This window comes from Vulcaniibacterium gelatinicum, assembly GCF_008033445.1.
Taxonomy (GTDB): domain Bacteria; phylum Pseudomonadota; class Gammaproteobacteria; order Xanthomonadales; family Xanthomonadaceae; genus Vulcaniibacterium_B; species Vulcaniibacterium_B gelatinicum.
Genome location: NZ_VNKO01000009.1, coordinates 34,847 through 61,053 on the forward strand (window position 1 = coordinate 34,847; position 26,207 = coordinate 61,053).

The 26,207-nt window shown below is 71.7% G+C and carries 23 protein-coding genes; 7 read left to right on the forward strand and 16 right to left on the reverse strand.

Annotation, left to right across the window (positions count from 1 at the left end):
• Positions 1–2: 2 nt before the first annotated feature.
• From FPV26_RS07030 to FPV26_RS07040, 3 genes are all read right to left on the reverse strand, one after another.
• Entirely contained in the window at positions 3–2,429 is a 2,427-nt protein-coding gene (locus FPV26_RS07030; protein WP_246109231.1) for a hybrid sensor histidine kinase/response regulator, read from the reverse strand.
• 3 nt (positions 2,430–2,432) lie between these two features.
• Complete coding sequence (locus tag FPV26_RS07035) at positions 2,433–4,289, reverse strand: EAL domain-containing protein (protein WP_425473070.1); 1,857 nt, start codon at positions 4,287–4,289, stop codon at positions 2,433–2,435.
• A gap of 382 nt (positions 4,290–4,671) precedes the next feature.
• On the reverse strand, positions 4,672–5,253 hold the full coding sequence (locus FPV26_RS07040; protein WP_147653094.1) for a DUF4126 domain-containing protein: 582 nt from the start codon (positions 5,251–5,253) through the stop codon (positions 4,672–4,674).
• Positions 5,254–5,324: 71 nt separating this feature from the next.
• On the opposite strand from FPV26_RS07040, the gene FPV26_RS07045 reads away from it, so the two are divergent.
• The 5 genes from FPV26_RS07045 (at position 5,325) to FPV26_RS07065 (ending at position 8,795) form a co-directional block, all read left to right on the forward strand.
• A complete protein-coding gene (locus FPV26_RS07045; protein WP_147653096.1) occupies positions 5,325–6,056 on the forward strand; it encodes a DUF6776 family protein in 732 nt (243 codons plus the stop codon).
• A gap of 2 nt (positions 6,057–6,058) precedes the next feature.
• Positions 6,059–6,487, forward strand: coding sequence for a bactofilin family protein (locus FPV26_RS07050; protein ID WP_147653098.1), 429 nt, complete (start codon positions 6,059–6,061; stop codon positions 6,485–6,487).
• A gap of 32 nt (positions 6,488–6,519) precedes the next feature.
• Positions 6,520–6,876: an iron-sulfur cluster insertion protein ErpA gene (erpA, locus tag FPV26_RS07055; protein WP_246109232.1), complete on the forward strand. Its 357-nt coding sequence runs from the start codon at positions 6,520–6,522 to the stop codon at positions 6,874–6,876.
• Between the two features lie 55 nt (positions 6,877–6,931).
• Positions 6,932–7,828: an NAD(+) diphosphatase gene (gene nudC, locus FPV26_RS07060; protein ID WP_147653102.1), complete on the forward strand. Its 897-nt coding sequence runs from the start codon at positions 6,932–6,934 to the stop codon at positions 7,826–7,828.
• Between the two features lie 61 nt (positions 7,829–7,889).
• Positions 7,890–8,795, forward strand: a complete 906-nt coding sequence (locus FPV26_RS07065) for a cobalamin biosynthesis protein (RefSeq protein ID WP_147653104.1) — start codon at positions 7,890–7,892, stop codon at positions 8,793–8,795.
• 4 nt (positions 8,796–8,799) lie between these two features.
• Here the strand turns inward: FPV26_RS07065 and FPV26_RS07070 are convergent, their stop codons facing one another.
• From FPV26_RS07070 to purD, 4 genes are all read right to left on the reverse strand, one after another.
• Positions 8,800–10,683: an MFS transporter gene (locus FPV26_RS07070; RefSeq protein WP_147653106.1), complete on the reverse strand. Its 1,884-nt coding sequence runs from the start codon at positions 10,681–10,683 to the stop codon at positions 8,800–8,802.
• Positions 10,684–10,734: 51 nt separating this feature from the next.
• On the reverse strand, positions 10,735–11,163 hold the full coding sequence (locus FPV26_RS07075) for a type II toxin-antitoxin system death-on-curing family toxin (RefSeq protein ID WP_147653108.1): 429 nt from the start codon (positions 11,161–11,163) through the stop codon (positions 10,735–10,737).
• Entirely contained in the window at positions 11,163–11,387 is a 225-nt protein-coding gene (locus tag FPV26_RS07080; protein WP_147653110.1) for an AbrB/MazE/SpoVT family DNA-binding domain-containing protein, read from the reverse strand. Before FPV26_RS07080 ends, FPV26_RS07075 begins: the two co-directional genes overlap by 1 nt.
• Positions 11,388–11,470: 83 nt before the next feature.
• On the reverse strand, positions 11,471–12,766 hold the full coding sequence (gene purD / locus FPV26_RS07085; RefSeq protein ID WP_147653112.1) for a phosphoribosylamine--glycine ligase: 1,296 nt from the start codon (positions 12,764–12,766) through the stop codon (positions 11,471–11,473).
• Between the two features lie 119 nt (positions 12,767–12,885).
• Between purD and FPV26_RS07090 the strand changes: the two genes are divergently transcribed.
• Complete coding sequence (locus tag FPV26_RS07090; RefSeq protein ID WP_220429077.1) at positions 12,886–14,334, forward strand: alanine/glycine:cation symporter family protein; 1,449 nt, start codon at positions 12,886–12,888, stop codon at positions 14,332–14,334.
• Positions 14,335–14,423: 89 nt separating this feature from the next.
• Here FPV26_RS07090 and purH read toward each other — a convergent pair whose 3' ends face one another.
• From purH to aroQ, 9 genes are all read right to left on the reverse strand, one after another.
• Positions 14,424–16,037, reverse strand: coding sequence for a bifunctional phosphoribosylaminoimidazolecarboxamide formyltransferase/IMP cyclohydrolase (gene purH / locus FPV26_RS07095; protein ID WP_147653114.1), 1,614 nt, complete (start codon positions 16,035–16,037; stop codon positions 14,424–14,426).
• A gap of 67 nt (positions 16,038–16,104) precedes the next feature.
• Positions 16,105–16,377: a DNA-binding transcriptional regulator Fis gene (gene fis, locus FPV26_RS07100; protein ID WP_147653116.1), complete on the reverse strand. Its 273-nt coding sequence runs from the start codon at positions 16,375–16,377 to the stop codon at positions 16,105–16,107.
• 105 nt (positions 16,378–16,482) lie between these two features.
• On the reverse strand, positions 16,483–17,475 hold the full coding sequence (locus FPV26_RS12835) for a DUF3426 domain-containing protein (protein ID WP_147653118.1): 993 nt from the start codon (positions 17,473–17,475) through the stop codon (positions 16,483–16,485).
• Positions 17,476–17,501: 26 nt separating this feature from the next.
• Positions 17,502–18,422 (reverse strand): 50S ribosomal protein L11 methyltransferase, encoded by a 921-nt coding sequence (gene prmA, locus FPV26_RS07110; protein WP_147653120.1) that lies wholly within the window; start codon positions 18,420–18,422, stop codon positions 17,502–17,504.
• 66 nt (positions 18,423–18,488) lie between these two features.
• On the reverse strand, positions 18,489–19,187 hold the full coding sequence (locus FPV26_RS07115) for a hypothetical protein (protein WP_147653122.1): 699 nt from the start codon (positions 19,185–19,187) through the stop codon (positions 18,489–18,491).
• A gap of 22 nt (positions 19,188–19,209) precedes the next feature.
• Complete coding sequence (locus FPV26_RS07120) at positions 19,210–20,454, reverse strand: hypothetical protein (RefSeq protein ID WP_147653124.1); 1,245 nt, start codon at positions 20,452–20,454, stop codon at positions 19,210–19,212.
• A gap of 118 nt (positions 20,455–20,572) precedes the next feature.
• Positions 20,573–21,940, reverse strand: coding sequence for an acetyl-CoA carboxylase biotin carboxylase subunit (gene accC, locus FPV26_RS07125; protein ID WP_147653126.1), 1,368 nt, complete (start codon positions 21,938–21,940; stop codon positions 20,573–20,575).
• 5 nt (positions 21,941–21,945) lie between these two features.
• Complete coding sequence (accB, locus tag FPV26_RS07130; RefSeq protein ID WP_147653128.1) at positions 21,946–22,428, reverse strand: acetyl-CoA carboxylase biotin carboxyl carrier protein; 483 nt, start codon at positions 22,426–22,428, stop codon at positions 21,946–21,948.
• A 55-nt stretch (positions 22,429–22,483) separates the two neighbouring features.
• Positions 22,484–22,930 (reverse strand): type II 3-dehydroquinate dehydratase, encoded by a 447-nt coding sequence (gene aroQ / locus FPV26_RS07135; protein WP_147653130.1) that lies wholly within the window; start codon positions 22,928–22,930, stop codon positions 22,484–22,486.
• A 425-nt stretch (positions 22,931–23,355) separates the two neighbouring features.
• Between aroQ and FPV26_RS07140 the strand changes: the two genes are divergently transcribed.
• A complete protein-coding gene (locus tag FPV26_RS07140) occupies positions 23,356–26,187 on the forward strand; it encodes a TonB-dependent receptor domain-containing protein (protein WP_246109233.1) in 2,832 nt (943 codons plus the stop codon).
• The last annotated feature ends 20 nt before the right edge of the window (positions 26,188–26,207 follow it).

A 26,207-nucleotide genomic window follows, 5' to 3' on the forward strand; every position in this document is an offset into this window, starting at 1 on the left:
GCTCAGGCCTCGGCTGCGCGGCGGTCCACGCCGACGCGGAGCTCCAACGCAGTCCGCGCACGCTCGAACTCATCGGCGACCAGCGCCACCGCCACGGCCGGGCGATCGAGGGTCTGCATGCGCGCGCCGAGTTCGACCCGCTTGGCCGCGGCCGAGAGCGCCATCGCGCCGAGATTGGCCGAGGACGACTTGAGTGAATGCGCGGCCTCGCGCAGCGCCTCGAAGTCGGGTCCGGCCGCGGCGCGCTCGAGCGCGGCCAGCAGCCGCGGCGCGTCCTCCAGGAACACGCGCACGATGCGGGCGGCCTCGTCGCCGACCACGGCGTAGAGTTCGCCCAGCACTTCGGGGTCGAGCACCGGTTCGCCGCTGGCCGAGGCGGCTGGCAGCGGATCCGGCGCCAGGGAGGCAGGAGGAGCGACCGGGGTGGGCGGCGGACGGGACATCGGGGGCTCCGGCGGCAGGGGGGAAGGGGGCGACGGGGCGAGGCCGGCAGACCACGGCACGAGCGGTTCCGCCGCCGCAGGCGACAGCGGCTCGGCCGCCGCCGCCGGCCGTGCGGTGCGGGCGCGGCCGTTGAGCCAGCGATGCAGGCAGCTCTCGAGCTGGCCGCGGGTGACGGGCTTGGAGAGGTAGTCGTCCATGCCGGCGTCGAGGCAGCGCTGGCGGTCGCCGGCCATCGCATTCGCCGTCATCGCCACGATCGGCAGGTGCGCGCCGGTGCCGTCGGCGGCTTCGTATTCGCGCCAGCGGCGGGTGGCGGTGTAACCGTCGAGCACCGGCATCTGGCAGTCCATCAGCACCAGGTCGTAATGGCCGTCGCGCATGCGCATCAGCGCGGCCTCGCCGTTGACCGCGGTGTCGCAGTCCAGGCCGAGCACGTTGAGCAGGCGTTGGGCGACCAGCAGGTTGACCGGGTTGTCCTCCACCAGCAGCACGCGCGCACTCCAGCGGCCAGCTGCGCGTGCGGCATCGCCCTGCGCGTCGGTCGCCGCTGCGGCGGTGACGGGCGCGGTGCGGGTCAGCGCTGCCCGCAGCTCGGCGTCGTCCCATCCGCGCATGAGCACCAGCGCGCCCTGGCGCAGCTCGGCGGGCACCTCGTCCTCGCCCGGCAGATAGACCAGGCGTGCATTGCCGTACATGGAATGGCGGCCGACGTTGCGGTGCAGGGCCACCGCGGTGGTGCGCATCGAGGCCAGGTCGGCCAGCACCACGTCGTAGGCCCAGGGCGGGCCCTGGGTCGCGGCGGCGCGCAGGCGGTCCAGCGCCTCCTGGGTGTTCTCCACCGCGGTCACGCGCAGTCCCCAGTTCGGCAGCAGCATGGTCAGGCGGCTGCGCAGCTTCGCGTCGGAGGTCAGCAGCAGCAGGCGGCCGCCGCTGACGTCGGCTTCGCGCGCGGGCAGGTCGCCCTGCACCTTCAGCAGCGGGATCTCGAAGTGGAAGGTGGCGCCGTGGCCCGGCTCGGACTCCACGCCGATCCGCCCGCCCATCAGGTCCACGATCCGCTTGCAGATCGCCAGCCCCAGGCCGGTGCCGCCGTACAGGCGGGTGGTGGAGGCATCGGCCTGCGAGAACGCACGGAACAGCCGTGCCTGCGCCTCCGGCGCGATGCCGATGCCGGTGTCGCGGACCTCGAAGCGCAGCAGGTGCTGGGTCGCGGTCTCGCCGATCCGGCGCACGGTCAGCGAAACCGAGCCGCGTTCGGTGAACTTGACCGCGTTGCCGATCAGGTTGGTGAGCACCTGGCGCAGCCGCACCGGGTCGCCGCGCACCGGCAGGCGCACGCTGGGATCGACGTGCAGGTGCAGGCGCAGGCCCTTGGCTTCGGCCGGGCGCTCCATCAACTGCAGCACGCTCTCGAGCAGGTCGCGCAGGTTGTAGTTGGTGGTCTCCAGCTCGAGCTTGTTGGCCTCGAGCTTGGAGTAGTCGAGGATGTCGTCCACGATCCGCAGCAGCTGCTGCGACGAGGTGTAGGCGGTGCGCAGCAGCTCGTGCTGGTCCGGCGGCAGGCGCGTATGCAGCAGCAGGTCGAGCATCGGCACGATGCCGTTGAGCGGGGTGCGGATCTCGTGGCTCATCGTGGCCAGGAACTCGCCCTTGGCCAGCACCGCTGCCTCCGCCGCCTGCTTGGCCTCGCGCAGCTGCGCCTCGAGTTCGTGCTGCTTCTGCAGTTCGCGTTGCAGCGCGTCCACCTCGGCGCGGCGCTCGCGGGCGCGTTCGGCCTCCTTGCGCAGTTGCGCGTCGCGGTGCTGCATCGCCACCACCAGGGTGATCAGCGCGAGCAGGGCCAGCAGCACCATCACCAGGGCCATGCCCTCCCACGGCCCGTCGAAGCCGAACAGTTCCAGCGCGAGGGTCAGGGCTGCGCCGAACGCCGCGCCGAGCGCGAGCCAGCGCGCCATCAGCCAACGGGTGGTGGCGGCGAGGGTCATGGGTCAGAGCACCGCGTGCTGGAAGTCGAAGTCGAGTTCGCCGGCGGCCTGCTGCACCAGGTTGCCCTGGATGTAATCAATGCCGCTCATCCACAGCGTGGCCGCGGCCTGCGGATCCTCGACGTGGTGGCCGATCACCTGCAGGCCGAGCCGGTGTGCGCGCTCGATCACCAGCCGCATCTCGTCGCGCAGCGCGCCGTCGCCGTTGCTGGCGGCATAGCGCGCGGACAGGCGCAGGTAGCCGAGCGGCAACTGCGCGAGCAGGGCGTCGGCCTCGGCGGAGTGTTCGTAGGTGCTGAGGCAGAACTGCACGCCCACCGGCACCAGCCGTTCGCAGAACTGGCGCAGGGTGAGCGAGTGGATCAGGGCATCGGCCAGGCGCAGGTCGAGCACCAGGCGAGGGGCCTCCAACCCGCGTGCGCCGATCTCGCCCGCGAGCCAGTCGGCATAGCCGTCGCGCGCGAGCGTGCGTGGCGCCTGCGGCACGAACAGGCGGACCGGGCGGTGCTCGCGGGTGCGCTGCTCCAGCACCGTCAGCGCGCGTTCCAGCACCCAGCGGTCAATGTCCGGGATCAGGCCGGCGGCCTCGGCGGCGGGCACGAAATCGGCGGCGCTGCGCAGGCTGCCGTCCTCGTCGCGCAGGCGCAGCAGGGTCTGGTACTGGGCTTCGTCGCCGCCGGCCACGGCGACGATTGGCTGGTAGGCGAGTTCGAAGCGCTGCTCGGCGAGTGCGCGTTGCAGGCGTTCGGCGAGTTCGGGCGTGGGCGCGGCGCGTTCGGGCGGGGTGTAGGCGGCCAGGCCGATCGGCGTGTTGCGCGCGGCGCGGGCGGTCTGCTCGGCGGCCTCCAGCACCTCGCCGGCATCGCGGAAGCCGTGATGCAACGCGACGTGGCCGACCGCGGCGCGCAGGCGGATGGTGTCGGCGCCGAGGTCGACCGGTTCATGGGCCAGGCCGTCGCGCAGGCTGCGGGCGTAGTCCTCGAGCCGTTCCGGCGCCAGGTCGGGGACCAGGACCAGGAAGCTGTTGTCGTTGAGCCGCGCCGCGGGATGCTCGCCGGCGAGCCGGGCCAGGCGCCGGCCGGCCTCGGTCATCGCCGTCTCCAGTGCGGCATAGCCGTAGCGCTCGCGCAGGCTGGCCGCGCCCTCGATCTCCACGAACAGCACGCCGCCACGCCCATCGGCGGCCGGCAGCGCCGCGCTCAGCCGCTGCAGCAGGTGCGGGCGCGCCAGCAGCCCGGTGCTGGGGTGGCGTTCGCCGCCGCCCTGGCGCCGGCGACCGACCGCGCGCGCGCGCTTGATCCGGCTCTCGACCGCCGCGATCAGGTGCCGCGGCCGGATCGGCTTCTGCAGGAAGTCGTCGGCGCCGCACTCGAGCACGGCGAACTGCGTTTCCGGGTCCGGGTCGCCGGTCAGGAACACGATCGGCGTGTGCAGGAACTCCTCGTGCTGGCGGATCATCGCGGTCAGCTCGGTGCCGCTCAGGCCCGGCATGTGCAGGTCCATCAGCACCAGGTCCGGATGCACGCGCTTCATGATGTCGAGCACGTCGGCGGGATCGGAGGCGATCAGGGCCTCGATCCCGGCGCCGTTGAGCACGCCTTCGGCGAACAGGGCCTGGGCGCGGTCGTCCTCGACGATCAGGACGCGGAACGGGGGCTCGTCCAGGTCGAGGCTGGCTTCCTGCGACAGCGACATGGGGGGGGCGTGGGGTGTGTCCGGCATGCGGGGAGGCGGGGCATCGCCGGCCCAGCGCTGCCAGTAGCGCGGGGGCGGCGTCTCGGCACGCTGGGCGGCCGAGGCGGGCATTGGCGCCTGCACGTGGGGCGTCGTCGTCCCGGTCGCCGGCAACCGGGCCAGCAGTTGCTCGGCGGTGGCGAGCAGGCCGGCGGTGGCGGTGGCATCGGGCAGGCGCTGGCCCAGGCGCGCCGCGCTCAAGGGGCCGCGCAGCTGCGCGAGCGCATTGGCCCATTGCACATCCACCCGGCTGGCGGCGGTGTGCAGGCGTTCGACTTCGTGTGCCAGCTGTTCCAGCCCGCCGGCATCCCAGCCGCGGGTGCGGCGCTGCCGCAACTGCCCGGCCAGGGTGTCGATCCGGCTGCGCAGTTTCTGCAGGAAATCGCCGTCTTCGCGCGGAGTCGATTCGGTGGCCGACATTGCTCCCCCCGGTGCCCCGATTCGCGCGGACACCATCATGTTCAGACACGTACTGCGCGCCGCGTGCCGGCCAGGATCGCACCGGGTCTCAGCCGGCCGCGGGCCGGGCTAGCGCGCGCCGGATCCGCCGCCACAGCCACCATACCGCGAGCGCGAACAGCACGCTGACGGCGACGACCAGGGCCAGTGCCAGCCAGGGATGGGCGAGGGCGAGCGCAAGCGTGCCCAGCACCGCCGCATCCTCGGTGAACGATGCGGCCCAGTTGCTGACCGGCTCGGGCGAGGTATTGAGCAGCACGCGCGAACCGGCCTTGAGCGCGTGGCTGGTCAGCGCGATGCCGGCACCGGCGGCGAGCGCGCCCGTGCCGAGCGAGCCGTCGGGCGAGAGCATGGCCGCAGCCAGGAACGCGCCGGCCGGGATCCGCAGCAGGGTGTGCAGCAGGTCCCAGCCCGAATCCACGCCGGGGATCTTGTCGGCGGCGAACTCCACCATCGCCAGCGTGCCGGACACGCCGAGCACCCACGGCGATCGCGCCACCTCCAGCGCCGGCGGCAGCTCGAGCCAGCCCAGCGCCCCGGCCAGGCCGATCCCGAACACGGTCAGATAGACCCGGATCCCCGCCAGCCAGGCCAGCAGCACGCCGAGGGCGAACACATGGGCCTCGCTCATCGCCCACCCCGTACACTTCGGGACCGCCGCGAGTATAGGCATCCTGTTCGGACCCGTCGCATGCGTCCCCGATGAGCACCCCCGCCCCACCCCCGCCCCGTTTCGAGATCGTGCCGCGCGGCACGCGCCGGCTGGCCTGGTGGCTGGCGCTGGCCCTGTTCGCCGCCGGCCTGCTGCTCGGCGGCGGCGTCGCCTGGTGGTGGCGCGCCCCGCCCGCCGGCAGCCCCGAGGCGCGCCTGGCCGAGGCCGAGCGCGCGCTGGCCGCCGCCCGCGCGCAGGTGGACGAACTGGAGCAGCGGGTGACCACGCTCACCCGCTCCGACCAGATCAGCCGCGAGGCCAACCAGGACATGCAGGAGACCCTGGCGCAGAAGGAGGACGAGATCGCCAGCCTGCGCGCGGACCTGGCCTTCTACGAGCGCTTCGTCGGCAGCGAGGGCGAGCGCCGTCCGCTCGGCGTGCATTCGGTCGAGTTCGCGCCCGAGGCCGGCGGCAGCTGGCGCTACGAGGTGGTGCTGACCCAGAGCCTGAACCGCGGCGCGATCAGCCGCGGCCAGATGCGGTTCTCGGTGGAAGGCGTGCGCGACGGCCGGCTGACGACCGTGAACTGGGACGAGCTGCACCAAAACCCGGACGCTCCCGGGCAAGACTATGCGTTCCGCTATTTCCAGCGGCTCGGGGGGAGCGTGATCCTGCCCGCGGGGTTCACCCCGCAGCGGGTGACGGTCACGCTGCGGGGAGGCGGCGCGAACCTCGCGCAGACGTTCGCGTGGACACTGAAGGACACTCCTGGGGAACCATGATCATGCTGAAGCACAGACCGGCCCGCGACGGCCAGGCGGTCGAGACCCTGATCGGCCCGCACGTCACCATCCACGGCGACATCCACTTCCGCGGCGGGCTCTACGTCGAAGGCCGCATCGTCGGCAAGGTGCAGGCGGAGGACGGCGCCGCGGCGATGCTGGTGCTGGCCGAGCAGGGCAGCATCGAGGGCGAGGTGCACGCGCCGGTGGTGGCGATCAACGGCCGCCTGGAGGGCGACGTGCACGCCAGCGAGAAGGTCGAGCTGGCCCGCCACGCGCGCGTGCACGGCAACGTCCATTACAAGGTGGTGGAGATGAGCGCCGGCGCCCAGCTCACCGGCCGCCTGGTGCACGTGGACGCCGCGGCCGAGGCCGCCGCCGAGGCCCGCGCCCGGCCCGAGCCGCGCCTGGTGGTGGCCGGCGGAAGTTGAAGCCGGCCGCCGGCGCCCCCACCATGTCCGGCATGAGCGCGCCCAGCTACCAGCACCTCGACGCCCCCCTGCAGTTCACCCACGCGGCCGCGGCCAAGGTCCGCGAGCTGATCGCGGAGGAGGGCAACGCGGCGCTCAAGCTGCGCGTGTACATCCAGGGCGGCGGCTGCTCGGGCTTCCAGTACGGCTTCGAGTTCGACGAACAGCAGGGCGAGGACGACCTGGCCGTGGTCACCGACGGCGTGACCCTGCTGGTGGATCCGCTCAGCCTGCAGTACCTGATGGGCGCCGAGGTGGATTACAGCGAGAGCCTGCACGGTGCCCAGTTCGTGATCCGCAACCCGAACGCCAGGACCACCTGCGGCTGCGGCAGCAGCTTCACCGTCTGAACTGCGCCGCCCGGCGGCAGGCGATAATCGGGCGACCTTCCCGACGGACGCCGCGATGGCCGCCACGCCCTTCGCTTTCGTGGACGAGGCGCTCGACCGCGCCGACCACCTGCGCGACGCGCCCGAGGCGCTCGCCGCGCACTGGCCGCGGGCGCGGGTGGTGCTGCTCGAGGACGACGGCCGCGCGCTCGCCGACCATGCCGGCGCGCTGTTCGCGCCGCACGGCGCCGCGCTCGGCGGCGGGCCGGGCACGGCGGTGTTCCTGGGCCTGCGTGGCGAGGAGGCCTGGTTCGCGCAGCGTGCGGCCATCGCCGGCGTGGACGCGCCGCAGCGCGTGGACCTGCGCAGCGCCGCCGCGCGCTGGCCGGCGTTCGAGAGCACCGTGTTCGCACAGGCGCGTGCGGTGCTGCACTGGCACGCGCGCCATCGCCACTGCGGCGACTGCGGCGGCCCGCTCGCGTTCGTGCGCGCCGGCTGGCTCGGCCGCTGCACCGTGTGCGAGCACGAGCATTACCCGCGCACCGACCAGGCGGTGATCGCCGCGGTCAGCGACGGCGAGCGCCTGCTGCTCGGGCGGCAGAAGGCATGGCCGCCGGGGCGCTGGTCGCTGATCGCCGGCTTCGTCGAGCCGGGCGAGACCCTGGAGCAGACCGTGGCGCGCGAGGTGCGCGAGGAGACCGGCGTGCGCGTGCGCAGCGCCCGCTACCTGGCTTCCCAGCCGTGGCCGTTCCCCGGCGCCCTGATGCTCGGCTTCCTGGCCGAGGCCGAACCGGATCCGCCGGTGGCCGGCGACGAACTCGAGGACGTGCGCTGGTTCGACGCGGCCAGCGTGCGCGAAGGCCTGGCCCGCGACTGGAGCACACCGCCGCCGGAGGGCGCGATCACGCTGGCGACGCCGATCTCGATCGCGCGCTGGCTGGTCGTGCGCTGGCTGGAGGAACAAGGCGGTTAGCCCCGCCCCGGACGGGGCGGACTGGGGGCTACAATCGCCCGACCTCCCGACGCGCCCGCCGATGTCCGTCACCCTGATCGCCGTCGTCGTCGCCCTCGTCATCGGCCACACGATGCCGCAGCTGGCCGAGCTGCGCCGCTTCGGCTGGTTCGTGCGCTGGCTGGAATGGCTCGACGGGCAGTTCGCCGCGAACGATCTCTGGCACGGCCGCTGGGGCCTGGCGTTCGCCGTGGTCCCGCCGCTGCTGCTGGTGCTGCTGCTGCAACTGGCGCTGCGCGACGACCTGTACGGCCTGCCCGAGTTCCTGTTCTCGGTGCTGGTGCTGTTCTACGCCTGGGGCCCGCGCGACCTCGACCGCGACGTCGAGGCGGTGGCCGAGGCCCAGGACGCCGCCGCCCGCCGTGCCGCCGCCGCGCGCCTGTTCCCGGATCGCGACATGCCCGTGCTCGACGGCGGCGCGCTGGTCGAGGCCGTGTTCCACTGCGCGCTGTGGCGCTGGTTCTCGGTGCTGTTCTGGTTCCTGCTGCTCGGCCCCGTCGGCGCGCTGCTGTACCGGCTGCTGGCGCTGGCCGCGCAGGGCGAGGCCGGGCGCCGCCTGCCGCCGGCGGCCATGCAGGCCGCGCGCACGCTGCGCGGCTGGATGGACTGGCCGGTGGCGCAGCTGATGACCCTGGCGATGGCGCTGGTGGGCAACTTCGACGCCGTGCTGGGCGCGTGGAAGGAGGCCGGCGGCGCCTCGTTCGCCGGCGGCACCGGCTTCCTCGCCGCCGCCGCGCGTGCCAGCGTGCGGGTCGAGCTCGCCGAGGAGGCGGCCGACTACGGCGAGGGCGGCCTCGAACCCGGCGGCGCCGGCGCTGCCCTGCCCGAGCTGCCGGAGCTGCGCGATGCGATGAGCCTGGTCTGGCGCATCCTGCTGCTGTGGCTGGTGGTGCTGGCCCTGTTCGTGATCGCCGGCTGGGTGGGCTGACGGTCTACGCCGCGTCGCCGCGCAACGCGCGCACCTTCGCCTCCAGCAAGGCCGCGGTCGCCTCGCGCCCGTCCAGCGGCGGCCCGGCCACCACCTCGACATGCGCGCGCAGCCGCCGCGGCAGCCGCATCCGGCCCAGGCGCGAGTCGCGTCGACTCCACATGCTGCCCCACATGTTGCGCAGCGCCATCGGCACCACCGGCACCGGCCGCCGCGCCAGGATCCTCTCCACGCCCGGCTTGAACGGCGCGATCTCCCCGTCCTTGGTCAGCGCGCCTTCGGGGAAGATGCCCACGATCTGGCCGTCGGCCAGCGCCGCGTCGATCTCCTCGAACGCGCGCGCCAGCAGCGCCGGATCCTCCTTCGCCCCCGCGATCGGGATCGCCCTGGCGGTGCGGAACAGCCAGTTCAGCCCCGGGATCCCGAAGATCCGGTAATCCATCACGAACCGCACCGGCCGCGGGATCACCCCGCCCAGGATCAGCGCGTCCATGTAGCTGACGTGGTTGCACACGATCAGCGCCGGCCCCTCGTCCGGCACGTGCTCCTCGATGCCGCGCACCCGCAGCCGGTACAGCGTGCGCACCAGCAGCCAGCTCAGGAAGCGCATGAAGAACTCGGGCACGAGGCTGAAGATCCACAGCGCCACCAGCGTGTTGGCGATCGCCAGCGCGAGCAGGATCTGCGGGATGCTCCAGCCGAGCGCGCGCAGCCCCATGCACACCGCCGCCGCGCCGACCACGAACAGCGAGTTCTGGATGTTGACCCCCGCGATCACGCGCGAGAGCTCGTCGTGCGGCGTGCGGCTCTGGATCAGCGCGAACAGCGGCACCACGAAGAAGCCGGAGCACAGGCCGATCCCGGTCAGGTCCAGCACGATCCGCCAGCTGCCCGGCTGGCGCAGGAACCCCGCCACGTCCAGCCCGGCCGTGGCCGCCAGCCCCGGCTGCGCGAAGTACAGGTCGAGGATGAACGCGCTCATGCCGAACGCGCCCAGCGGCACCAGGCCGATCTCGACCGTGCGCGCCGACAGCTTCTCGCACAGCAGCGAGCCCACGCCGGTGCCGACCGAGAACAGCGCCAGCGCGAACACGTACAGCGTGTTGGATCCGCCCAGGTGCAGCGCCGCGTAGTCCGGCAGCTGGGTCGCGAACACGGTGCCGACGAACCAGAACCAGGACACCCCCAGCACCGAGTTGCGCACCGCGACCTGCCGGCGCGTGAGCCGCCACAGCGTCAGCGACTCCGGGATCGGGTTCCAGCGGATCTTCAGGTCGGGCGCCCCGGCGGCCACCGGCGGGATGAAGCGGCTGGCGAGGTTGCCGGCCACCGCCAGCCCCACCACCGCCACACCCGCCGCCGCCGGCCCGTGCTCGCCCGCGGTCACGAAGATCAGCCCGCCCGCCACCATCCCGAGCAGGATCGAGATCGTCGTGCCCATCTCCACCAGGCCGTTGCCGCCGGTGAGCTCCTCCGGCTTCAGCACCGCCGGCAGGATCGAGTACTTCACCGGCCCGAACAGCGTGCTCTGCACCCCGGTCAGGAACAGCGCCACCAGCAGCAGCGGCAGCCACTGGCCCACGAAGCCCACCGCCGCCAGCGACATGATCCCGATCTCCATCATCGTCACGATCCGGATCAGCCGCGACTTCTCCAGCTTCTCCGCGATCTGCCCGGCGATCGCCGAGAACAGGAAGTACGGCAGGATGAAGATCGCCGGCGCCAGCGACGCGTACAGCGTGCGCTGCTCCGCCGGCACCGCCAGCCAGAACAGCAGCGCGATGATCGCCTGCCGGAACACATTGTCGTTGAACGCCCCCAGCGACTGGACGATGAAGTACGGCAGGAACCGCCGCTGCCGCAGCAGCTCGAACTGGTTGTGCGCCATGGGGCCCCCGGGCGGAAACGGCGGGAGCCTAGCAGAGGCCCCGGTCCCCGTTCAGCGCCGATACCCCGCCCGCGCCTCGTGCACCGCATCGCCCTGCCCGGTGCGCAGCCGCGGCCGCAGCCAGGCGGCGAATTCCGCTTCGGACAGGGCGCCTTCGGCGAGGGCGATCATCTGCACGTACTTCTCTTCCTCGCTGGCGGCCAGGTCCGTGCCGTTGAGCACGAGGAAGACGCGATAGCAGACATGCGCGGTGCGCTTGTTGCCGTCCACGAACGGGTGGTTGCGGGCCAGGCCGTAGGCGAGGCTGGCGGCCAGGGCCGCGAGGTCGGGGGGCGGGTCGCCGTGGGCGTACAGCTGCTGGGGGCGCGCCAGCGCGAATTCGAGCAGGGCCGGGTCGCGCACGCCGGCGCTGCCGCCGTGCTCGGCGAGCTGGCGGTCGTGGATCGCAAGCACCAGGCGCTTGTCGAGCCAGACGATCATCAGCTGCCGGCCAGCTTGCGCAGCAGGGTGCGATCCTCACGCATCACACGCTCGGCCACCTCCATCTGCGCCGCCAGCTCCGGGTCGTAGGCGGTCAGGCGCAGGCCGTCCGGGGTTTCCACCGCGTACAGCGTGTCGCCCTTGTCCAGGCGCAGGCGGGCGAGCAGTTCCTTGGGCAGGATCACGCCGGCCGAGTTGCCGATGGTGGTGATCTTGAGCTTCATGGCGCCTCCGTCGTTATAACGGATGGTATGACGCCGGGGGCGGGGGCGCAAGCGGCGGGCGCGGGCGGGGTGGGGCGCGCGGTTCAGCCGCCCGCGGCGCGCTCGCGCTCGATCGCGCGCCAGCCGATGTCGTGGCGGTGGAACTCGCCGTGCCAGGAGATGCCGGCCACGGCCGCGTAGGCGCGGCGCTGGGCGTCGGCGACGCTGTCGCCGAGCGCGCACACGGTGAGCACGCGGCCGCCGGCGGTGACCACGTGCTCGCCCTCGCGGCGGGTGCCGGCGTGGAACACCTTGACGCCTTCGACCTCGGGCGCGTCCCAGCTGCTGATCACATCGCCGGTGCGCGGGGTGCCGGGGTAGCCCTCGGCCGCCATCACCACGCCCAGGCTCGGGCGCGGGTCCCACTGCGCCTGCGCGCGGTCCAGGCGGCCCTCGAGCGCGGCTTCGACCAGATCCACCAGGTCGCTCTGCAGCCGCAGCATGATCGGCTGCGTCTCCGGGTCGCCGAAGCGGACGTTGAACTCGATCACCTTGGGCGCGCCGCTGCGGTCGATCATCAGCCCGGCGTAGAGGAAGCCGGTGAACGGGGTGCCGTCGGCGGCCATGCCGCGCACGGTGGGTTCGACGACCTCGCGCATGATCCGCGCGTGCACCTCGGGGGTGACCACCGGCGCGGGCGAGTACGCGCCCATGCCGCCGGTGTTGGGGCCGGTGTCGCGGTCGCCGACGCGCTTGTGGTCCTGGCTGGTGGCCATCGGCAGCGCGTGCGCGCCGTCCACCATCGAGATGAAGCTGGCTTCCTCGCCCTCGAGGAACTCCTCGATCACCACCCGGCTGCCGGCGGCGCCGAAGGCGTAGCCGCCGAGCATGTCGGTGATCGCGGCCTCGGCCTCGGCCAGGGTCATGGCCACGATCACGCCCTTGCCGGCGGCCAGGCCGTCGGCCTTGATCACGATCGGGGCGCCCTTCTCGCGCACGTACTCGAGCGCCTCCTCCACGTGCGTGTGCACCGCGTAGTGCGCGGTGGGAATGCCGTGGCGGGCGAGGAAGTCCTTGGCGAAGGCCTTGCTGCCCTCCAGCCGCGCGGCGGCGGCGGTGGGGCCGAAGATCGCCAGACCCGCGGCGCGGAAGCGGTCCACCACGCCGGCCACCAGCGGCTGTTCGGGGCCGACCACGGTCAGCGCCACGGCCTCGCGCCGGGCCAGCGCCAGCAGGCCGTCGAGGTCGGTGGCGGCGACCGCGGCGTTGCGGCACTTGGGTTCGGCCTCGGTGCCGGCGTTGCCGGGGGCGACGATCACCTCGGTCACCCGCGGCGACTGCGCCAGCTTCCACGCCAGCGCGTGCTCGCGCCCGCCCGAACCGATCACCAGCACTTTCATGCGCACTCCCAGGGCCGATACCGCGCACGCGGCATATGCAAATTCTAGCGCGGGCACTGCGGGCGCCGGGCGCCGGCGCTAGCATGGGGCCCCTTTCTCCGTGTCCTGCGGCCGCGCCTTTGGACAGCCTGCTCGTCCTGATCGAAACCCTGCTGGCGCCGGTGGTCGGCCTGGTCAACCGCGTGCTGTGGGACGGCTTCCTGACCTACGCCCTGCTCGCGGTGGGGCTGTATTTCACCGTGCGCCTGCGGTTCCTGCAGGTGCGGCGCTTCCCGCACATGCTGCACGTGCTCGGCCGCGGCACCGCGGGCGACGCCAGCGGCATCTCGCCGTTCCAGGCGCTGTGCACCAGCCTGGCGGCGCGGGTGGGCACCGGCAACCTCGCCGGCGTGGCGATCGCGCTCAGCCTCGGCGGGCCGGGGGCGATGTTCTGGATGTGGTGCACCGCGGTGCTGGGCATGGCCACCGCCTACGCCGAGAGCAGCCTGGCGCAGCTGTACAAGGTGCGCGACGAAGACGGCAACTACCGCGGCGGCCCCGCGCACTACATGGCGCGCGGCCTGCGTCGGCGCTGGATGGGCACGCTGTTCGCGGCCTGTCTGCTGTTCTCCTACGGCCTGGTGTTCAGCAGCGTGCAGGCGAACACGATGGCCACCGCGCTCGACACCGCGTTCGGGCTCGACCAGGCCACGATCGCGATCGGGCTGGTGCTGCTCACCGGCGCGATCATCTTCGGCGGCCTGCGCTCGATCGCGCGTTTCGCCGAGGTGGTGGTGCCGTTCATGGCGCTGGGCTACCTGGCGCTGGCGGGCTGGGTGGTCGTGACCCACCTCGACCGGGTGCCGGAGGCACTGGCGCTGGTGCTGCGCAGCGCGTTCGGCCTGGAGCCCGCGGCCGGCGGCGTGCTCGGCGGCCTGGCCGCGGCGATGCTCAACGGGGTCAAGCGCGGGCTGTATTCGAACGAGGCCGGCCTGGGCAGCGCGCCCAACGTGGCCGCCGCGGCGGTGCCGGTGCCGCACCATCCGGCCAGCCAGGGCCTGGTGCAGGCCTTCGGCGTGTTCGTGGACACGCTGCTGGTGTGCAGTGCGACCGCGCTGATCATCCTGCTCTCCGGCGTGGCGGTGGAGGGCAACGACGGCGTGGCCATCACCCAGCGCGCGATGACCGTGTTCTTCGGCGAGTGGGGCAGCGTATTCGTGGCGGTGGCGCTGTTCTTCTTCGCCTTCACCACCATCATCGGCAACTACTCCTATGCCGAGAGCGGCCTGATCTACCTGGGCGGCGGCCGGCGCTCGCTGCTGGCGCTGCGTGTCGCGGCGCTGCTGGTGATCGTGTGGGGCGTGTACTCGAAGGTGCAGCTGGTGTGGGACGCGGCCGACGCCGCGGTGGCGGTGATGGCCACGATCAATCTGGCCGCGCTGGCGCTGCTGTCGGGCGTGGTGGTCAAGCTGACCCGCGACTACGAGTCACAGCTGCGCCAGGGCCTGGCGCCGGAGTTCCACATCACCCGTTACCCCGAGCTGGGCGACGGCGTGGACCACGAGATCTGGCGCGAGCGCGGGGGCTGAGGTAAAGGCTTTTTGCCACGGATAAGGCTTTTTCAAGGATCAAGCTTTATCCGTGTCGATCCGCGTGAATCCGTGGCAAAAAACGCTTTTCAATGCCGGAAATGCCGGATCCCGGTGAACGCCATCGCGATGCCGTGCTCGTCGGCGGCGGCGATCACCTCGGCGTCGCGCATCGAGCCGCCGGGCTGGATCACCGCGCGGATGCCTGCGGCGGCGGCGGCGTCGATGCCGTCGCGGAACGGGAAGAACGCATCGCTCGCCATCACCGAGCCGGGCACGGCCAGGCCGGCTTCCTCGGCCTTGAGCGCGGCGATCTTGGCGCTCACCACGCGGCTCATCTGTCCGGCGCCGACGCCGACGGTGCGGCCGTCCTTCGCATAGACGATGGCGTTGGACTTGACGAACTTGGCCACGCGCCAGGCGAACAGCAGGTCGGCGAGTTCGGCCTCGGTGGGCGCGCGCCGGGTGACGACCTTCAGCTCCTCGCGGGTGACCTCGCGGATGTCGGCGGTCTGCACCAGCAGGCCGGAGCCCACGCGCTTGATGTCGATGGCGTTGCGGCCCTGGCCGTGCGGAATGCGCAGCACGCGCACGTTGGCCTTCTTCCTCGCCGCCTCGAGCGCGCCGGGCTCGTAATCGGGCGCGATCAGCACCTCGACGAACTGGCGTTCGAGGATCGTGCGCGCGGTCGCCGCATCGAGCGTGCGGTTGAACGCGATGATGCCGCCGAATGCGGAGGTCGGATCGGTGGCGTAGGCGAGTTCATAGGCGCTGCCGCAGTCGGCGGCCTCGGCCACGCCGCACGGGTTGGCGTGCTTGACGATCACGCACGCGGCGCGCTCGAACTGGCGCACGCACTCCCACGCCGCGTCGGCGTCGGCGAGGTTGTTGTAGCTGAGCTCCTTGCCCTGCAACTGGGTGAACGTCGCCAGCGTGCCCGGCACCGGCCACAGGTCGCGGTAGAACGCCGCCTGCTGGTGCGGGTTCTCGCCGTAGCGCAGGTCCATCAGCTTGACGAAGGTGCTGGTCAACTGCGACGGGAACAAAGGTGCGTCGCTCGCATTGGAAAGTCCGCACAAGGATGTGCGGGCTTTTGCGGAGGGATCCGCGTATGCGGACAGCACGTCGCTGATACAGGCGTCGTACCGGGCGACGCGGTTGAACGCGGCGACCGCGAGCGCGAATCGGGTCTGCGCCGAGAGCGTGCCGCCGTTGGCGTCCAGCTCGGCCACCAGCGCGGCGTACTGCGCAGGGTCGGTGGCCACCGCCACGCGGGCGAAGTTCTTCGCCGCCGCGCGCAGCATCGCCGGGCCGCCGATGTCGATGTTCTCGATCAGCGTCCCGAGCGGTGCGTGCGGGTCGGCGGACACCTGCTCGAACGGATACAGGTTGAGCACCAGCAGGTCGATCGGTGCGATGCCGTGCTCGGCCATCACCGCCTCGTCCACGCCGTGGCGGCCGAGCAGGCCGCCGTGGATCTTCGGGTGCAGGGTCTTGACCCGGCCGTCCATGATCTCGGGGAAGCCGGTGACCTCGCTGACGTCGCGCACGGCCAGCCCGGCCTCGCGCAGCGCCCTGGCGCTGCCGCCGGTGGAGAGCAGTTCGACGCCGTGGCGGGCGAGGGCGTGGGCGAGCTCGATCAGGCCGGTCTTGTCGGACACGGACAACAGGGCCCGGCGCACGGGCAGGCGGTCGGCGGTCATGCGGGGAGGTGCTGCGGAAGGGGCCGCAAATTATAGCGGCGCGGCGGCGCCGTCCCGGCCCCGGCGCTCAGGCCATGCCGTAGTCGCGCAGCTTCTTGCGCAGCGTGGCGCGGTGGATCCCGAGCATCGCGGCGGCGCGGCTCTGGTTGCCCTCGCAGTGGTTGAGCACCTCGGCGAACAGCGGGATCTCGAGCTCGCGCAGGGCGATCTCGTAGAGGTTGCTGGCGTCGCTGCCATCGAGGTCGCGCAGGTAGCGACGGACCGAGTTGGCGACGTGTTCGCGCAACGGGCGCGCGGCGGCGCGCGATGCGGCATCGTGGCGGTCGGCGGCTGCGTTCACGCGATCCCCTGGTGCATCCCTTCCCCCCGCTGTTGCGGCGGGAGCGGCAGTCTAGCGCGGCGGGGCGGGGGCGTCATGTCCGGTACGTGACCGCGCGCATGCCGCTCATCGGAAGTCGAAGCTGAAGGCGACCACGTCCGGTGCCGGCTCGACCACCACCAGGGTCACCGCCGCGCTCTGGCCGGGGGCGATCTCGCGCTGGGCCGGCGGCGCGCCGAGGTATTCGGGCGCGGTGAAGGCGCGCGCGCCGACCGCGCGGCCGTCGAGATCGGACAGGGTCAGCAGCAGCTGCGGCCACGGCTGCGGCCAGCGCGCATCGTTGCGGAAGCTGGCGTTGACCAGCAGCGTGCCGGGATGGCGCGGATGCGGACGCACTTCGCGATGCAGCATGGTGAACGCGGCCGGTTCGCGCCACGGCGGCAGGGTGCAGCGCAGCGCCTGGCAGAGCGCGGCGACCAGCGGCCGCCAGCGCGCGTGCGCGGCGAGCGCATCGCGCTGGGCGAGCAGCAACTGCAGCGCGAGCAGCAGGGCGAGCGCGACCAGCGCGGCCAGTTCCGGCCAGCGCCGGACGGGCGTGGCGGCCCGGTCGGTGCGGTGGAGGAAGCTCGGGGCGGGCGCGGCATCGGCAGCCGGCATCGCCGCAGGTGCCGGCGCGGCTTCGGGAATGGTCGTGTGCGCAACGGCCTCGTCCTGCACGGGTGCGGAGCCGACGGCTTCGGCCTGGACCACCCCCGCGTCCGCCGCTTCCGCGACGCTCGCCGATGGCTGCGCCGTGCCGGCCGCCTGTTCCGCGGCGCGGGCCGCGGCGCCGTTGCGGCGCGTGCGCGGCTTGCGCGGCTTTGCGGCCGGCGCGACCGGCTCGACGGCGGCCGGGACGGCGTCGCTGTCGGATTCGGGCGGTGTGTCCGCCGGCGGGGGCGCGACCGAGGGCAGGGTCGCGGTCGCGAACGGATCCAGCGGCATGGCTGCGGCGGGCGCTGGCGTCTCCGGCAAGGGCGCCTGCACCGGGCCGCCGCACTTCGGGCACTGCGGCGGCGGCGCGCCGGTGCGCGGATCGGTGCCGACCAGGAACTGGCAGTGCGGGCACAGGACGAACATGCGTCCTATTCAATCACGCGCGCGGCTCAGGCACCGCGCACCCCGTCGATGCGGATCCAGTCCTCGCGCCGCTCGACCGCGAGCGCGTCGAACCACTCGCCGTAGCGCTCCAGCAGTGCCTCCTCCTGCCCGGCAAGGATCCCGGACAGCGCGATCCGCCCGCCCGGCGCCACCCGCGCCGCCAGTTGCGGCGCCAGCGCGTCGAGGGCGGAGGCGAGGATGTTGGCCACCACCACCGGATAGGTGGCGGCGGGCTCGGCTTCCGGCGCGTACACCGCGAGCCGGTCGGCGACGCCGTTGCGCTGCGCGTTGTCGCGGGTGGCCAGCAGCGCCTGCGGGTCGTTGTCCACGCCCACCGCCCGGGCCGCGCCGAGCTTGAGCGCGGCCAGGGCCAGGATCCCGCTGCCGCAGCCGAAGTCGAGCACGGTGGCGCCCTCGAGCGCGCCTTCCGCCGCCAGCGCGTCGAGCCATTCCAGGCACAGCGCGGTGGTCGGGTGCGTGCCCGAGCCGAATGCCAGGCCCGGATCCAGGCGCACCACCGCCGCGTCCGCGGCCTGCGCCTGCGTCGGCAATTCGCGGTTCCACGGCACGATCCAGGTGCGCGTGCCGAAGCGCAGCGGTTCGTAGCGATCCATCCAGGCCCGCTCCCAGTCCTGGTCCTCGACCTTGCGGAAGCCGGCCTGCGTCCAGTCGAGGCCGGGATCGAAGGCGTCCAGCGCCGCCAGCAGCAACAGCGCGTCGGTGTCGTGCGGGAACAGCGCGCTGAGCGCGACTTCGCCCCACAGCGGCGTCTCGCCCACGCCCGGCTCCAGGATCGCGCGTTCGTTCGGCGTCTGCGCGTCGGCGTCGAGCAGCGTCACCGCCAGCGCGCCCACGTCCTCCAGCGCGCGCTCGTAACGCGGCTGCGCGTCGGCACGGCAGCGCAGGGTCAGTTCGAGGAAGGGCATGGCGGGCGCACGGCGGGGACGGGGCGCTATCGTCCCCGTCCGCGCCGGGGCGAGGCAAGCGCAGCGTCAGGCCTCGGCGCGCTCCTGTGCGTGCCGTTCCAGGATCCAGTCCTGGCGCCGGCGCAGGATGCGCACGCCGTCGTGGAGGTAGCCGAGCGCGAACAGCAGCGACAGGCCGATCGGCAGCAGGTGCCAGCCCCGCGCCAGCATCCAGTCCGGGCGCGCGTGGATCAGCCACCAGGTGCCGCCCTGCAGCGCGACCGTGGCCGGCATCAGCCAGCGGATGTTGAGCCGCTGGTCGCGCACGATGTCGGCCAGCAGGGCGCGCTCGCCGGGCGTGCGGAAATCGTCGGCGTGCCGGCGCAGGATCCGCAGATCCCAGGCATACAGGCCCCACACCGCCGCCGCGTACAGCGCGTTGAGCGCGAACCAGTGCGCGGGATCGCCGACCTGGCTGAGCGCGGCGGCCTCGATCAGGGTCGCGGCGAAGTACAGGAAGGTGTGGCCGAACTCGAGCGGCCAGCCGATGAACGACAGGGTGTGGATCAGCGAGCGCGACCAGAAGATCAGGATCACCAGCAGGCCGGTGAACACGTACGGCCAGCTCTGCCACTGCAACTGCACCAGCGGCTGCACCGCGTTGGTCGCCAGCACGCCCAGCGCCAGACCCTGGATGATGCTGATCAGGGTCAGTTCGATGCCGATGACGGTCTGGTCGAGCTGGGTCTTGGCGGCGCGGCGGTGGTCGCGGCGGTCGGCGGCCATGGGCGAGGTCCGGGCCGCGGGCTCAGCCGCCGCCGAGCAGGCCGCGCAGCAGCCGCTTCACCGGTTTCTCTTCCGGTTGCGCGGGCGCGTCCTGGTCCTCGCCGGGCCGTTCCGCCGCGGCGACGTCCATGCCGAGCATCGCGGTGGCGGTGGACTTGTTGCGCACGCGCACGCTCCATTCCGGTTTCCACGCCGCCGCGGCCTTCGGGTCGGACGGCCGCGGCGGCCAGACGATGTGATCCTCGGGGCCGAAGGCGATCATCTGCAGCATGCCGCCGCCGGCGCCGCGCGCGCCCGGCGCGGCGAAGATGCCCTTGGGCATCGCGCAGGACGTCACCGACGGCGCGAGCAGCACCTTCTCCCGGATCCAGCGCTCCACGGTCGCCGGCGGCAGGTAGCCGAAGATACCCATGCCGGCGTCGGCGGTCTCCGCGCTGCTCCAGAACACCATCGCGTCGCCCTGCATGCCCATCGCGTGCAGGAAATAGCCGCGCGCGCGGTCCACCGGCTGCCACGACCAGGTCTGTCCGCCGTCGAGGCTGCCGCTGCCGCGCAGCGCGATCGCCGGCATGAAGTCGTGCTGCGGGGTGAGGGTGAACTGCAGCGACTCGGGCACCTTCGCACCGACGATGCGGTGCTCGCCGGCCAGCGAGGCGCCCTGCGGCACCATCTTGCGATGGCGTTCGTTCGGCCACAGCGCGTACGAGGGCCCGACGTCCACGCCGCCGTCCGGCACGTAGCGGCCTTGCATCGCGCCGCTCATGCGCACCTGGCCGTCCTTGACGTCGATCCGGATCTCGCGTGGCTGGCCGGGGCGCACGGTCGGGCTGCAACCCCAATAGATCAGGATCCGCACCGCGCCATCCTGCAGCTGCGGGCGCGGGGAGGGGCCGGGCTCGCCCTTCGGCTCCGCCTTCGGCGGCAGCAGCGGCAGGCTCTTGCCCAGCTTCAGGCTGGCGGGGATCAGGTCCTCGGCCTCGACGCCGGGGTTGAGCCGGTTCAGCAGGGCGATGTCCACGTAGCGCCCGGGCAGCGCGGACACGCGCGCGGCGCCGTAGTGGTTCTGCATCGCGCCGCCGCCGAACACGCCCATCGCGGCGCGGCCGAGGCCGCCGAGTTCCGGCATGCCGGGCATGCTGTGGGTGGCCACGTCCAGCCACAGCTGGGTCGGCGGGGTCTGGCCCTGCTGGCTGGCGGCGGGCAGGGCCGCCGCCAGGCCGATGGCGACAGCGAGAAGGAGCGGGCGGAAGCGACGGCGTGACGGCATGGAAACCTCGCGGCGGTGACGGAATGCGCAGGACGCACTCGGCAGGGAACGCGAACCCGGCCGCCCTGCGGTCACCGGCGCACCGCCGCTTCCCGCGCCGCGCGACAGGCGCCGCGCGTCACGCGATCGCCAGCGCCTTCTCCTTCTGCTCCTTCAGCCGCTTCTCGAGGTAGTGGATGTTCTGGCCGCCCTGCTGGAAGCCGCCATCGGCCATGATCCGCTGCTGCAGCGGGATGTTGGTCTTGATCCCGTCCACCACCATCTCGGAGAGCGCCACGCGCATGCGCGCGATCGCGATCTCGCGCGTGGGGCCGTGCACGATCAGCTTGCCGATCATCGAGTCGTAGTTCGGCGGCACGCGGTAGCCCTCGTAGATGTGGCTGTCCACGCGCACGCCGGGGCCGCCCGGGGCGTGGAAGTGCTGGATCAGGCCGGGGCTGGGCAGGAACGTGTCCGGGTCCTCGGCGTTGATCCGGCACTCGATCGCATGGCCGCGCAGCACCACGTCCTCTTGCCGGATGCGCAGCTTCTCGCCGGCGGCGATGCGCAGCTGCTCGGTCACCAGGTCGATGCCGGTCACCATCTCGGTCACCGGATGCTCGACCTGGATGCGGGTGTTCATCTCGATGAAGTAGAAGCGGCCGTTCTCGTACAGGAACTCGAACGTGCCGGCGCCGCGGTAGCCGATGCGGATGCAGGCCTCCACGCACACCCGGCCGATCTCGGCGCGCTGCTCCGGGGTCAGGCCGGGCGCGGGCGCCTCCTCGACCACCTTCTGGTGGCGGCGCTGCATCGAGCAGTCGCGCTCGCCGAGGTGGATGGCGTTGCCCTGGCCGTCGGCGAGCACCTGGATCTCGACGTGGCGCGGGTTCTCCAGGAACTTCTCCATGTACACCTGGTCGTTGCCGAACGCCGCCTTGGCTTCCGACTTGGTGGTCTGGATGGCGTTGTTCAGGTGCGCCTCGGTGTGGACCACGCGCATGCCGCGGCCGCCGCCGCCGCCCGCGGCCTTGATGATCACCGGGTAGCCGATCTCGCGCGCGAGCTTGGCGTTGGCGACCGGGTCGTCGCCGAGGGGGCCGCCGCTGCCGGGCACGCAGGGCACGCCGGCGGCCTTCATCGCCCGGATCGCCTCGACCTTGTCGCCCATCAGCCGGATCGTCTCCGGGCGCGGGCCGATGAAGATGAAGCCGGACTTCTCCACCCGCTCGGCGAAGTCGGCGTTCTCGGACAGGAAGCCGTAGCCGGGGTGGATCGCCTGCGCGTCGGTGACCTCGGCGGCGGCGATGATCGCCGGCATGTTGAGGTAGCTCTCGGACGAGGGCGCCGGGCCGATGCACACCGACTCGTCGGCCATGGCCACGTGCTTGAGGTTGCGGTCCACGGTCGAGTGCACCGCGACCGTGCGGATGCCGAGCGCGTGGCAGGCGCGCAGGATGCGCAGCGCGATCTCGCCGCGGTTGGCGATGACGACTTTGTCGAACATGGACGTCACCCGATCACGAACAGGGGCTGGTCGAACTCCACCGGCTGGCCGCTCTCGACCAGGATCTTGAGCACGGTGCCGGAGACGTCGGCCTCGATCGGGTTGAACATCTTCATCGCCTCGATGATGCCGAGCGTCTCGCCGGCCTTGACCTGCTGGCCGACGCTGACGAACGCCGGCTTGTCCGGCGCCGGCGAGGCGTAGAACGTGCCCACCATCGGCGCGCGCACGATGTGGCCCTCGGGCAGGTCGGCGTGCGGCTTGGCGTGGCCGCCGGTGGCGGCCTCGGTCGGGCCGTGCATCGGCATCGCCGCCGGCGCGCGCTGCTCGACCACCATCGGCGCGGCGACCGCCGGGCCGCTGACCGCCACGCCGCCCTTGGGTACGCGCGCCAGGCGCACCGACTCCTCGCCTTCCTTGATCTCGATTTCGGCGAGGTTGGATTCTTCCAGGAGGTCGATCAGTTTCTTGATCTTGCGCAGGTCCATGTGGGCCTCTCTCGGTGGTGCTCCCGCGGACGGGAGCATGGAAGGGGAACTCGGGTCAGGCGCCGGCTTCGAGGCGGCCGATCGCCGCGGCCAGGGCCAGGTCGTAGCTGAGCGGGCCGAAGCCGGCGACCACGCCCACGGCGAGGTCGCTGAAGTAGCTGGTGCGGCGGAACGACTCGCGCGCGTGCGGATTGGACAGGTGCACCTCGATGAAGGGGATCGCGACCGCCGCCAGGGCGTCGCGCAGTGCCACCGAGGTGTGGGTGAATGCGGCCGGGTTGATCAGGATGAAGGCGGTGCCGTCGTGGCGCGCCGCCTGCACCCGGGCGACCAGTTCATGTTCGGCGTTGGACTGGAAGCTCTCCAGCGCATGGCCGGCCGCGGCGGCGCGGCGGGCGAGCCCGGCGTCGAGTTCGGCCAGCGTGGCGCGGCCGTAGATCTCCGGCTCGCGGGTGCCGAGCAGGTTGAGGTTCGGACCGTGCAGGACCAGCAGCTTCGCCATCGCGGAACTCTCACCCCGGCACCGGCCGAGGGACGGGCAGTCTGCGCGATCGCAGGGATGGTGTCCAGATCGCCGACGTTCGCCGGACTTCGGCCAAGGTTGGAGTAGCTGCTCTAACGCCTTGTCGGAGCAGGGGTGTTTGAACGGTTTCCGGGGTGGAAGACGCCGATCCGCAAGCGGGGCGCGGCTCGGGGGGCTGCCTTGCCGGTGGCCGCCAAGGACAGGGGCGGCATTCTGGCCGCATTCATCTTGCCGGGGCGCCGTTCGGTTTGCATTTACTTTCCTGCCCTGCTAAAACTCGCGGTTCCTTTTAACCAGTGCATAACAGTGGGGGGCGCAAGCACATGCAGGTTGCACGCAAGTCGTTGAAGTTGAATCGGTTGCCGCTCGTCGCAGCGGTTCTGGGTTGCCTCTATGCCCCGCTCGTGCTGGCCCAGGAGCCGGCGCAAGAGGAGCAGCGTCAGGACGAAACCGAGCAAGCCGAGGCCAAGAAGGAAGAGGCCACCACCCTCGACAAGGTCCAGGTCACCGGCTCGATGCTGCGGCGCCTGGGCTTCGACACCATCTCGCCGGTGCAGGTGATCACCGCCGACACCAGCGCCGATGTCGGCCAGTTGGACACCACCACCATCCTGCAGACCACCAATGTGGCCTCGGGCTCCACCCAGATCAGCAACCAGTTCTCCGGCTTCGTGATCGAGGGCGGCAACGGTGTGCAGACCCTGGCGCTGCGCGGCTTGGGCGCCAACCGCACCCTGGTGCTGCTCGATGGCCGGCGCCCCGGCCCGGCCGGCACCCGTGGCCAGGTTGGCGCATTCGACCTGAACGTCATCCCGAGCATCATCCTGCAGCGCGCGGAGATCCTGAAGGACGGTGGCGGCTCGATCTACGGCTCCGACGCGGTGGCCGGCGTGGTCAACCTGATCACCCGCAAGTCGGTGGATCGTCCCGAGCTGACCGTGGACGCCAACCTGCCCTTCGAAAGCGGCGGCTCGCGCTTCAACCTGTCTGGCGCTACCGGCTGGAACTTCGACAGCGGCAACATCGTCGCCGCCTTCCAGTACTACCAGATGCAGCCGCTGCAGGTCGGCGACCGCGACTTCTTCCGCTGTGACCATGACCTGGTGCGCGACGCCAACGGCAACCTGCTGCCGTTCGAGGACCGCTCGCCCACGCGCGGCACGCCGAACGAGGGCTGCCGCAACTTCGGCATCTTCAACGCCGTCGACGACTTCGGGTTGCCGGCCGCCAACCGGCGCTACGGACGGTCTCCGGACGGCGTGACTCAGGGCCCGATTCCGGGCTATCGCCTGGTTCGCGTCGTCAATGCCAACCCGGCCGCTGGCACGCCGGCGTTCTACGAGCAGTCCTTCTACCTTGAGGCCCAGAACGAGGCACACATCTACTCGGCCCAGGAGCGGCTGAGCCTGTTCGCCGCAGCCGATTTCAGTCTCGGCAGCGTGGACTGGAGCGGCCAGTTGCTCTACACCAGTCGCGAGACCAAGTCGCGTCGCTTCCGCCAGTTCTTCCCGGTGGTGGACGGCCGTCCCTTCGGCTTCCGTGGGCTGGCACGTCCGCTGATGCCGTTCCGCTCGGACCAGAACGTCGACGTCGACTTCCTCTACCTGTCCTCCAGCTTCGATGGCGGGTTCGGCAGCGACAGCAGCTGGACCTGGCGCTTCGACACCACTTTCTCGCGCTCGGACGGCGACTACAGCGTCCTGAGCATCAACCGCGACCGCACTGGAGACCTGCTGACGACGCCGGACCGCGACGGCGGCAGCATGCCGATCAACTACTTCGACCCGCGCATCCTGAGCGGCGAGGCCATGGGGGCCCTGGTGGATGCCGTCGGCCAGTGGCATACCGGCAACACGGTGTATGACCAGTTCGTGGTCAATGCCGTCGCCACCGGCGATCTGTTCAAGCTGCCAGCAGGCACTGCAGCTGCGGCCGTCGGCGCCGAGTTCCGCCGCATCTCCATCAACGACACCCCGAGCGAACTCGAGCGCACGGGCGGCCTGTGGGGCCAGAGCTCGGCGATCGGCACGGTCGGCAAGGATTACGTGTACGAGGCGTTCGGCGAGATCGAGGTGCCGCTGCTGGCCAACCTGCCACTGGTCGAGCAGCTGACCTTCAACGGCTCCGCGCGCGTGTTCAAGTACGACACCGTGGCCGACTCCGACTACGTGTGGAAGGCGGGCATGGGCTGGCAGATCATTCCGTCCGTCCGCCTGCGCGCCACGCGTGGCACGTCGTACCGTGCGCCGGGCCTGTACGAACTCTTCCTCGGCGACCAGACCGGCTTCCTGAGCCAGTTGTCCATCGACCCGTGCGTGCGCTGGGGCGAGAGCAGCAGCCCCACCATCCGCGCCAACTGCCAGGCTGCCGGCATCCCGGCGGACTACGACGGCACCGGCGCGTCTGCCACGATCGTTTCGGGCGGCGGCTTCGGAGTCCTGAAGCCGGAGACCTCCAAGGCGTTCACCGCGGGCCTCGTGTTCACTCCGAGCTTTGCGAATCTGAGCGCGTCGGTTGACTACTTCGAGATCGAGGTCAACGACCAGATCGACCGCCTTGGTGCGGCCAACATCGTGGGCAGCTGCTACGGCCTGCCGGTGTTCCCGAACGCCTTCTGCAATCTGTTCGAGCGCAATTCGGGCAGCCACCCGACCAGTCCGTACAACATCACCACGGTTCGCGATTCCTACATCAACATCAACCGGCAGCTGAATCGCGGTTACGACCTGAACGTGCGCTGGGACGGCGAGTTCTCCTTCGGCAAGATGGAGGTGGAGAGCCAGTTCACCTACACCATCGAGGACCTCGAGCTGCTGTTCGACAGCTCGGAGGCGAGCGGCTACGAGTCCAACGACCTGAACGGCATCGTGACCCGCCCGAAGCTGGTCGGCAACGTGCGCACGGCGCTCAGGCGCAACGACTGGACCTATACCTGGTTCATGAACTACGTGGGCTCGAGCGAGAACTGGTTCCTCAACCCGGTCGCCCCGTACCGCGGCAACCAGAACGCGGTGTACGACATCAAGGCCGAGTCCCGTCTGTACCACAGCCTGTCGGTGCGCTACCAGGCCGACAAGTGGGGCGTGCTGTTCGGCATCAACAACGTGTTCGACCGGGATCCGCCGACCATGTCGGTCGGTGCCGGCTCCACGCGCTACGGGACGGTTCCGGCGTTTGCCACGCAGTACGACTGGTTCGGCCGTTCCGCGTTCGTGCGCGTCAACTATCGCTTCTGAGCGGTACTGGCGCTGGATGC

Coding starts and splice junctions, on each gene's coding strand:
- erpA (WP_246109232.1), top strand. CDS start 6,520: ATGAGCGCGCCCAGCTACCAGCACCTCGACGCCCCCCTGCAGTTCACC.
- FPV26_RS07045 (WP_147653096.1), top strand. CDS start 5,325: ATGAGCACCCCCGCCCCACCCCCGCCCCGTTTCGAGATCGTGCCGCGC.
- accC (WP_147653126.1), bottom strand. CDS start 21,940: ATGTTCGACAAAGTCGTCATCGCCAACCGCGGCGAGATCGCGCTGCGC.
- FPV26_RS07050 (WP_147653098.1), top strand. CDS start 6,059: ATGCTGAAGCACAGACCGGCCCGCGACGGCCAGGCGGTCGAGACCCTG.
- FPV26_RS07080 (WP_147653110.1), bottom strand. CDS start 11,387: ATGAAGCTCAAGATCACCACCATCGGCAACTCGGCCGGCGTGATCCTG.
- FPV26_RS07065 (WP_147653104.1), top strand. CDS start 7,890: ATGTCCGTCACCCTGATCGCCGTCGTCGTCGCCCTCGTCATCGGCCAC.
- purD (WP_147653112.1), bottom strand. CDS start 12,766: ATGAAAGTGCTGGTGATCGGTTCGGGCGGGCGCGAGCACGCGCTGGCG.
- FPV26_RS07030 (WP_246109231.1), bottom strand. CDS start 2,429: ATGACCCTCGCCGCCACCACCCGTTGGCTGATGGCGCGCTGGCTCGCG.
- FPV26_RS07040 (WP_147653094.1), bottom strand. CDS start 5,253: ATGAGCGAGGCCCATGTGTTCGCCCTCGGCGTGCTGCTGGCCTGGCTG.
- purH (WP_147653114.1), bottom strand. CDS start 16,037: ATGACCGCCGACCGCCTGCCCGTGCGCCGGGCCCTGTTGTCCGTGTCC.
- FPV26_RS07120 (WP_147653124.1), bottom strand. CDS start 20,454: ATGCCGTCACGCCGTCGCTTCCGCCCGCTCCTTCTCGCTGTCGCCATC.
- accB (WP_147653128.1), bottom strand. CDS start 22,428: ATGGACCTGCGCAAGATCAAGAAACTGATCGACCTCCTGGAAGAATCC.
- aroQ (WP_147653130.1), bottom strand. CDS start 22,930: ATGGCGAAGCTGCTGGTCCTGCACGGTCCGAACCTCAACCTGCTCGGC.
- prmA (WP_147653120.1), bottom strand. CDS start 18,422: ATGCCCTTCCTCGAACTGACCCTGCGCTGCCGTGCCGACGCGCAGCCG.
- FPV26_RS07075 (WP_147653108.1), bottom strand. CDS start 11,163: ATGATCGTCTGGCTCGACAAGCGCCTGGTGCTTGCGATCCACGACCGC.
- FPV26_RS07070 (WP_147653106.1), bottom strand. CDS start 10,683: ATGGCGCACAACCAGTTCGAGCTGCTGCGGCAGCGGCGGTTCCTGCCG.
- nudC (WP_147653102.1), top strand. CDS start 6,932: ATGGCCGCCACGCCCTTCGCTTTCGTGGACGAGGCGCTCGACCGCGCC.
- FPV26_RS07115 (WP_147653122.1), bottom strand. CDS start 19,187: ATGGCCGCCGACCGCCGCGACCACCGCCGCGCCGCCAAGACCCAGCTC.
- FPV26_RS12835 (WP_147653118.1), bottom strand. CDS start 17,475: ATGTTCGTCCTGTGCCCGCACTGCCAGTTCCTGGTCGGCACCGATCCG.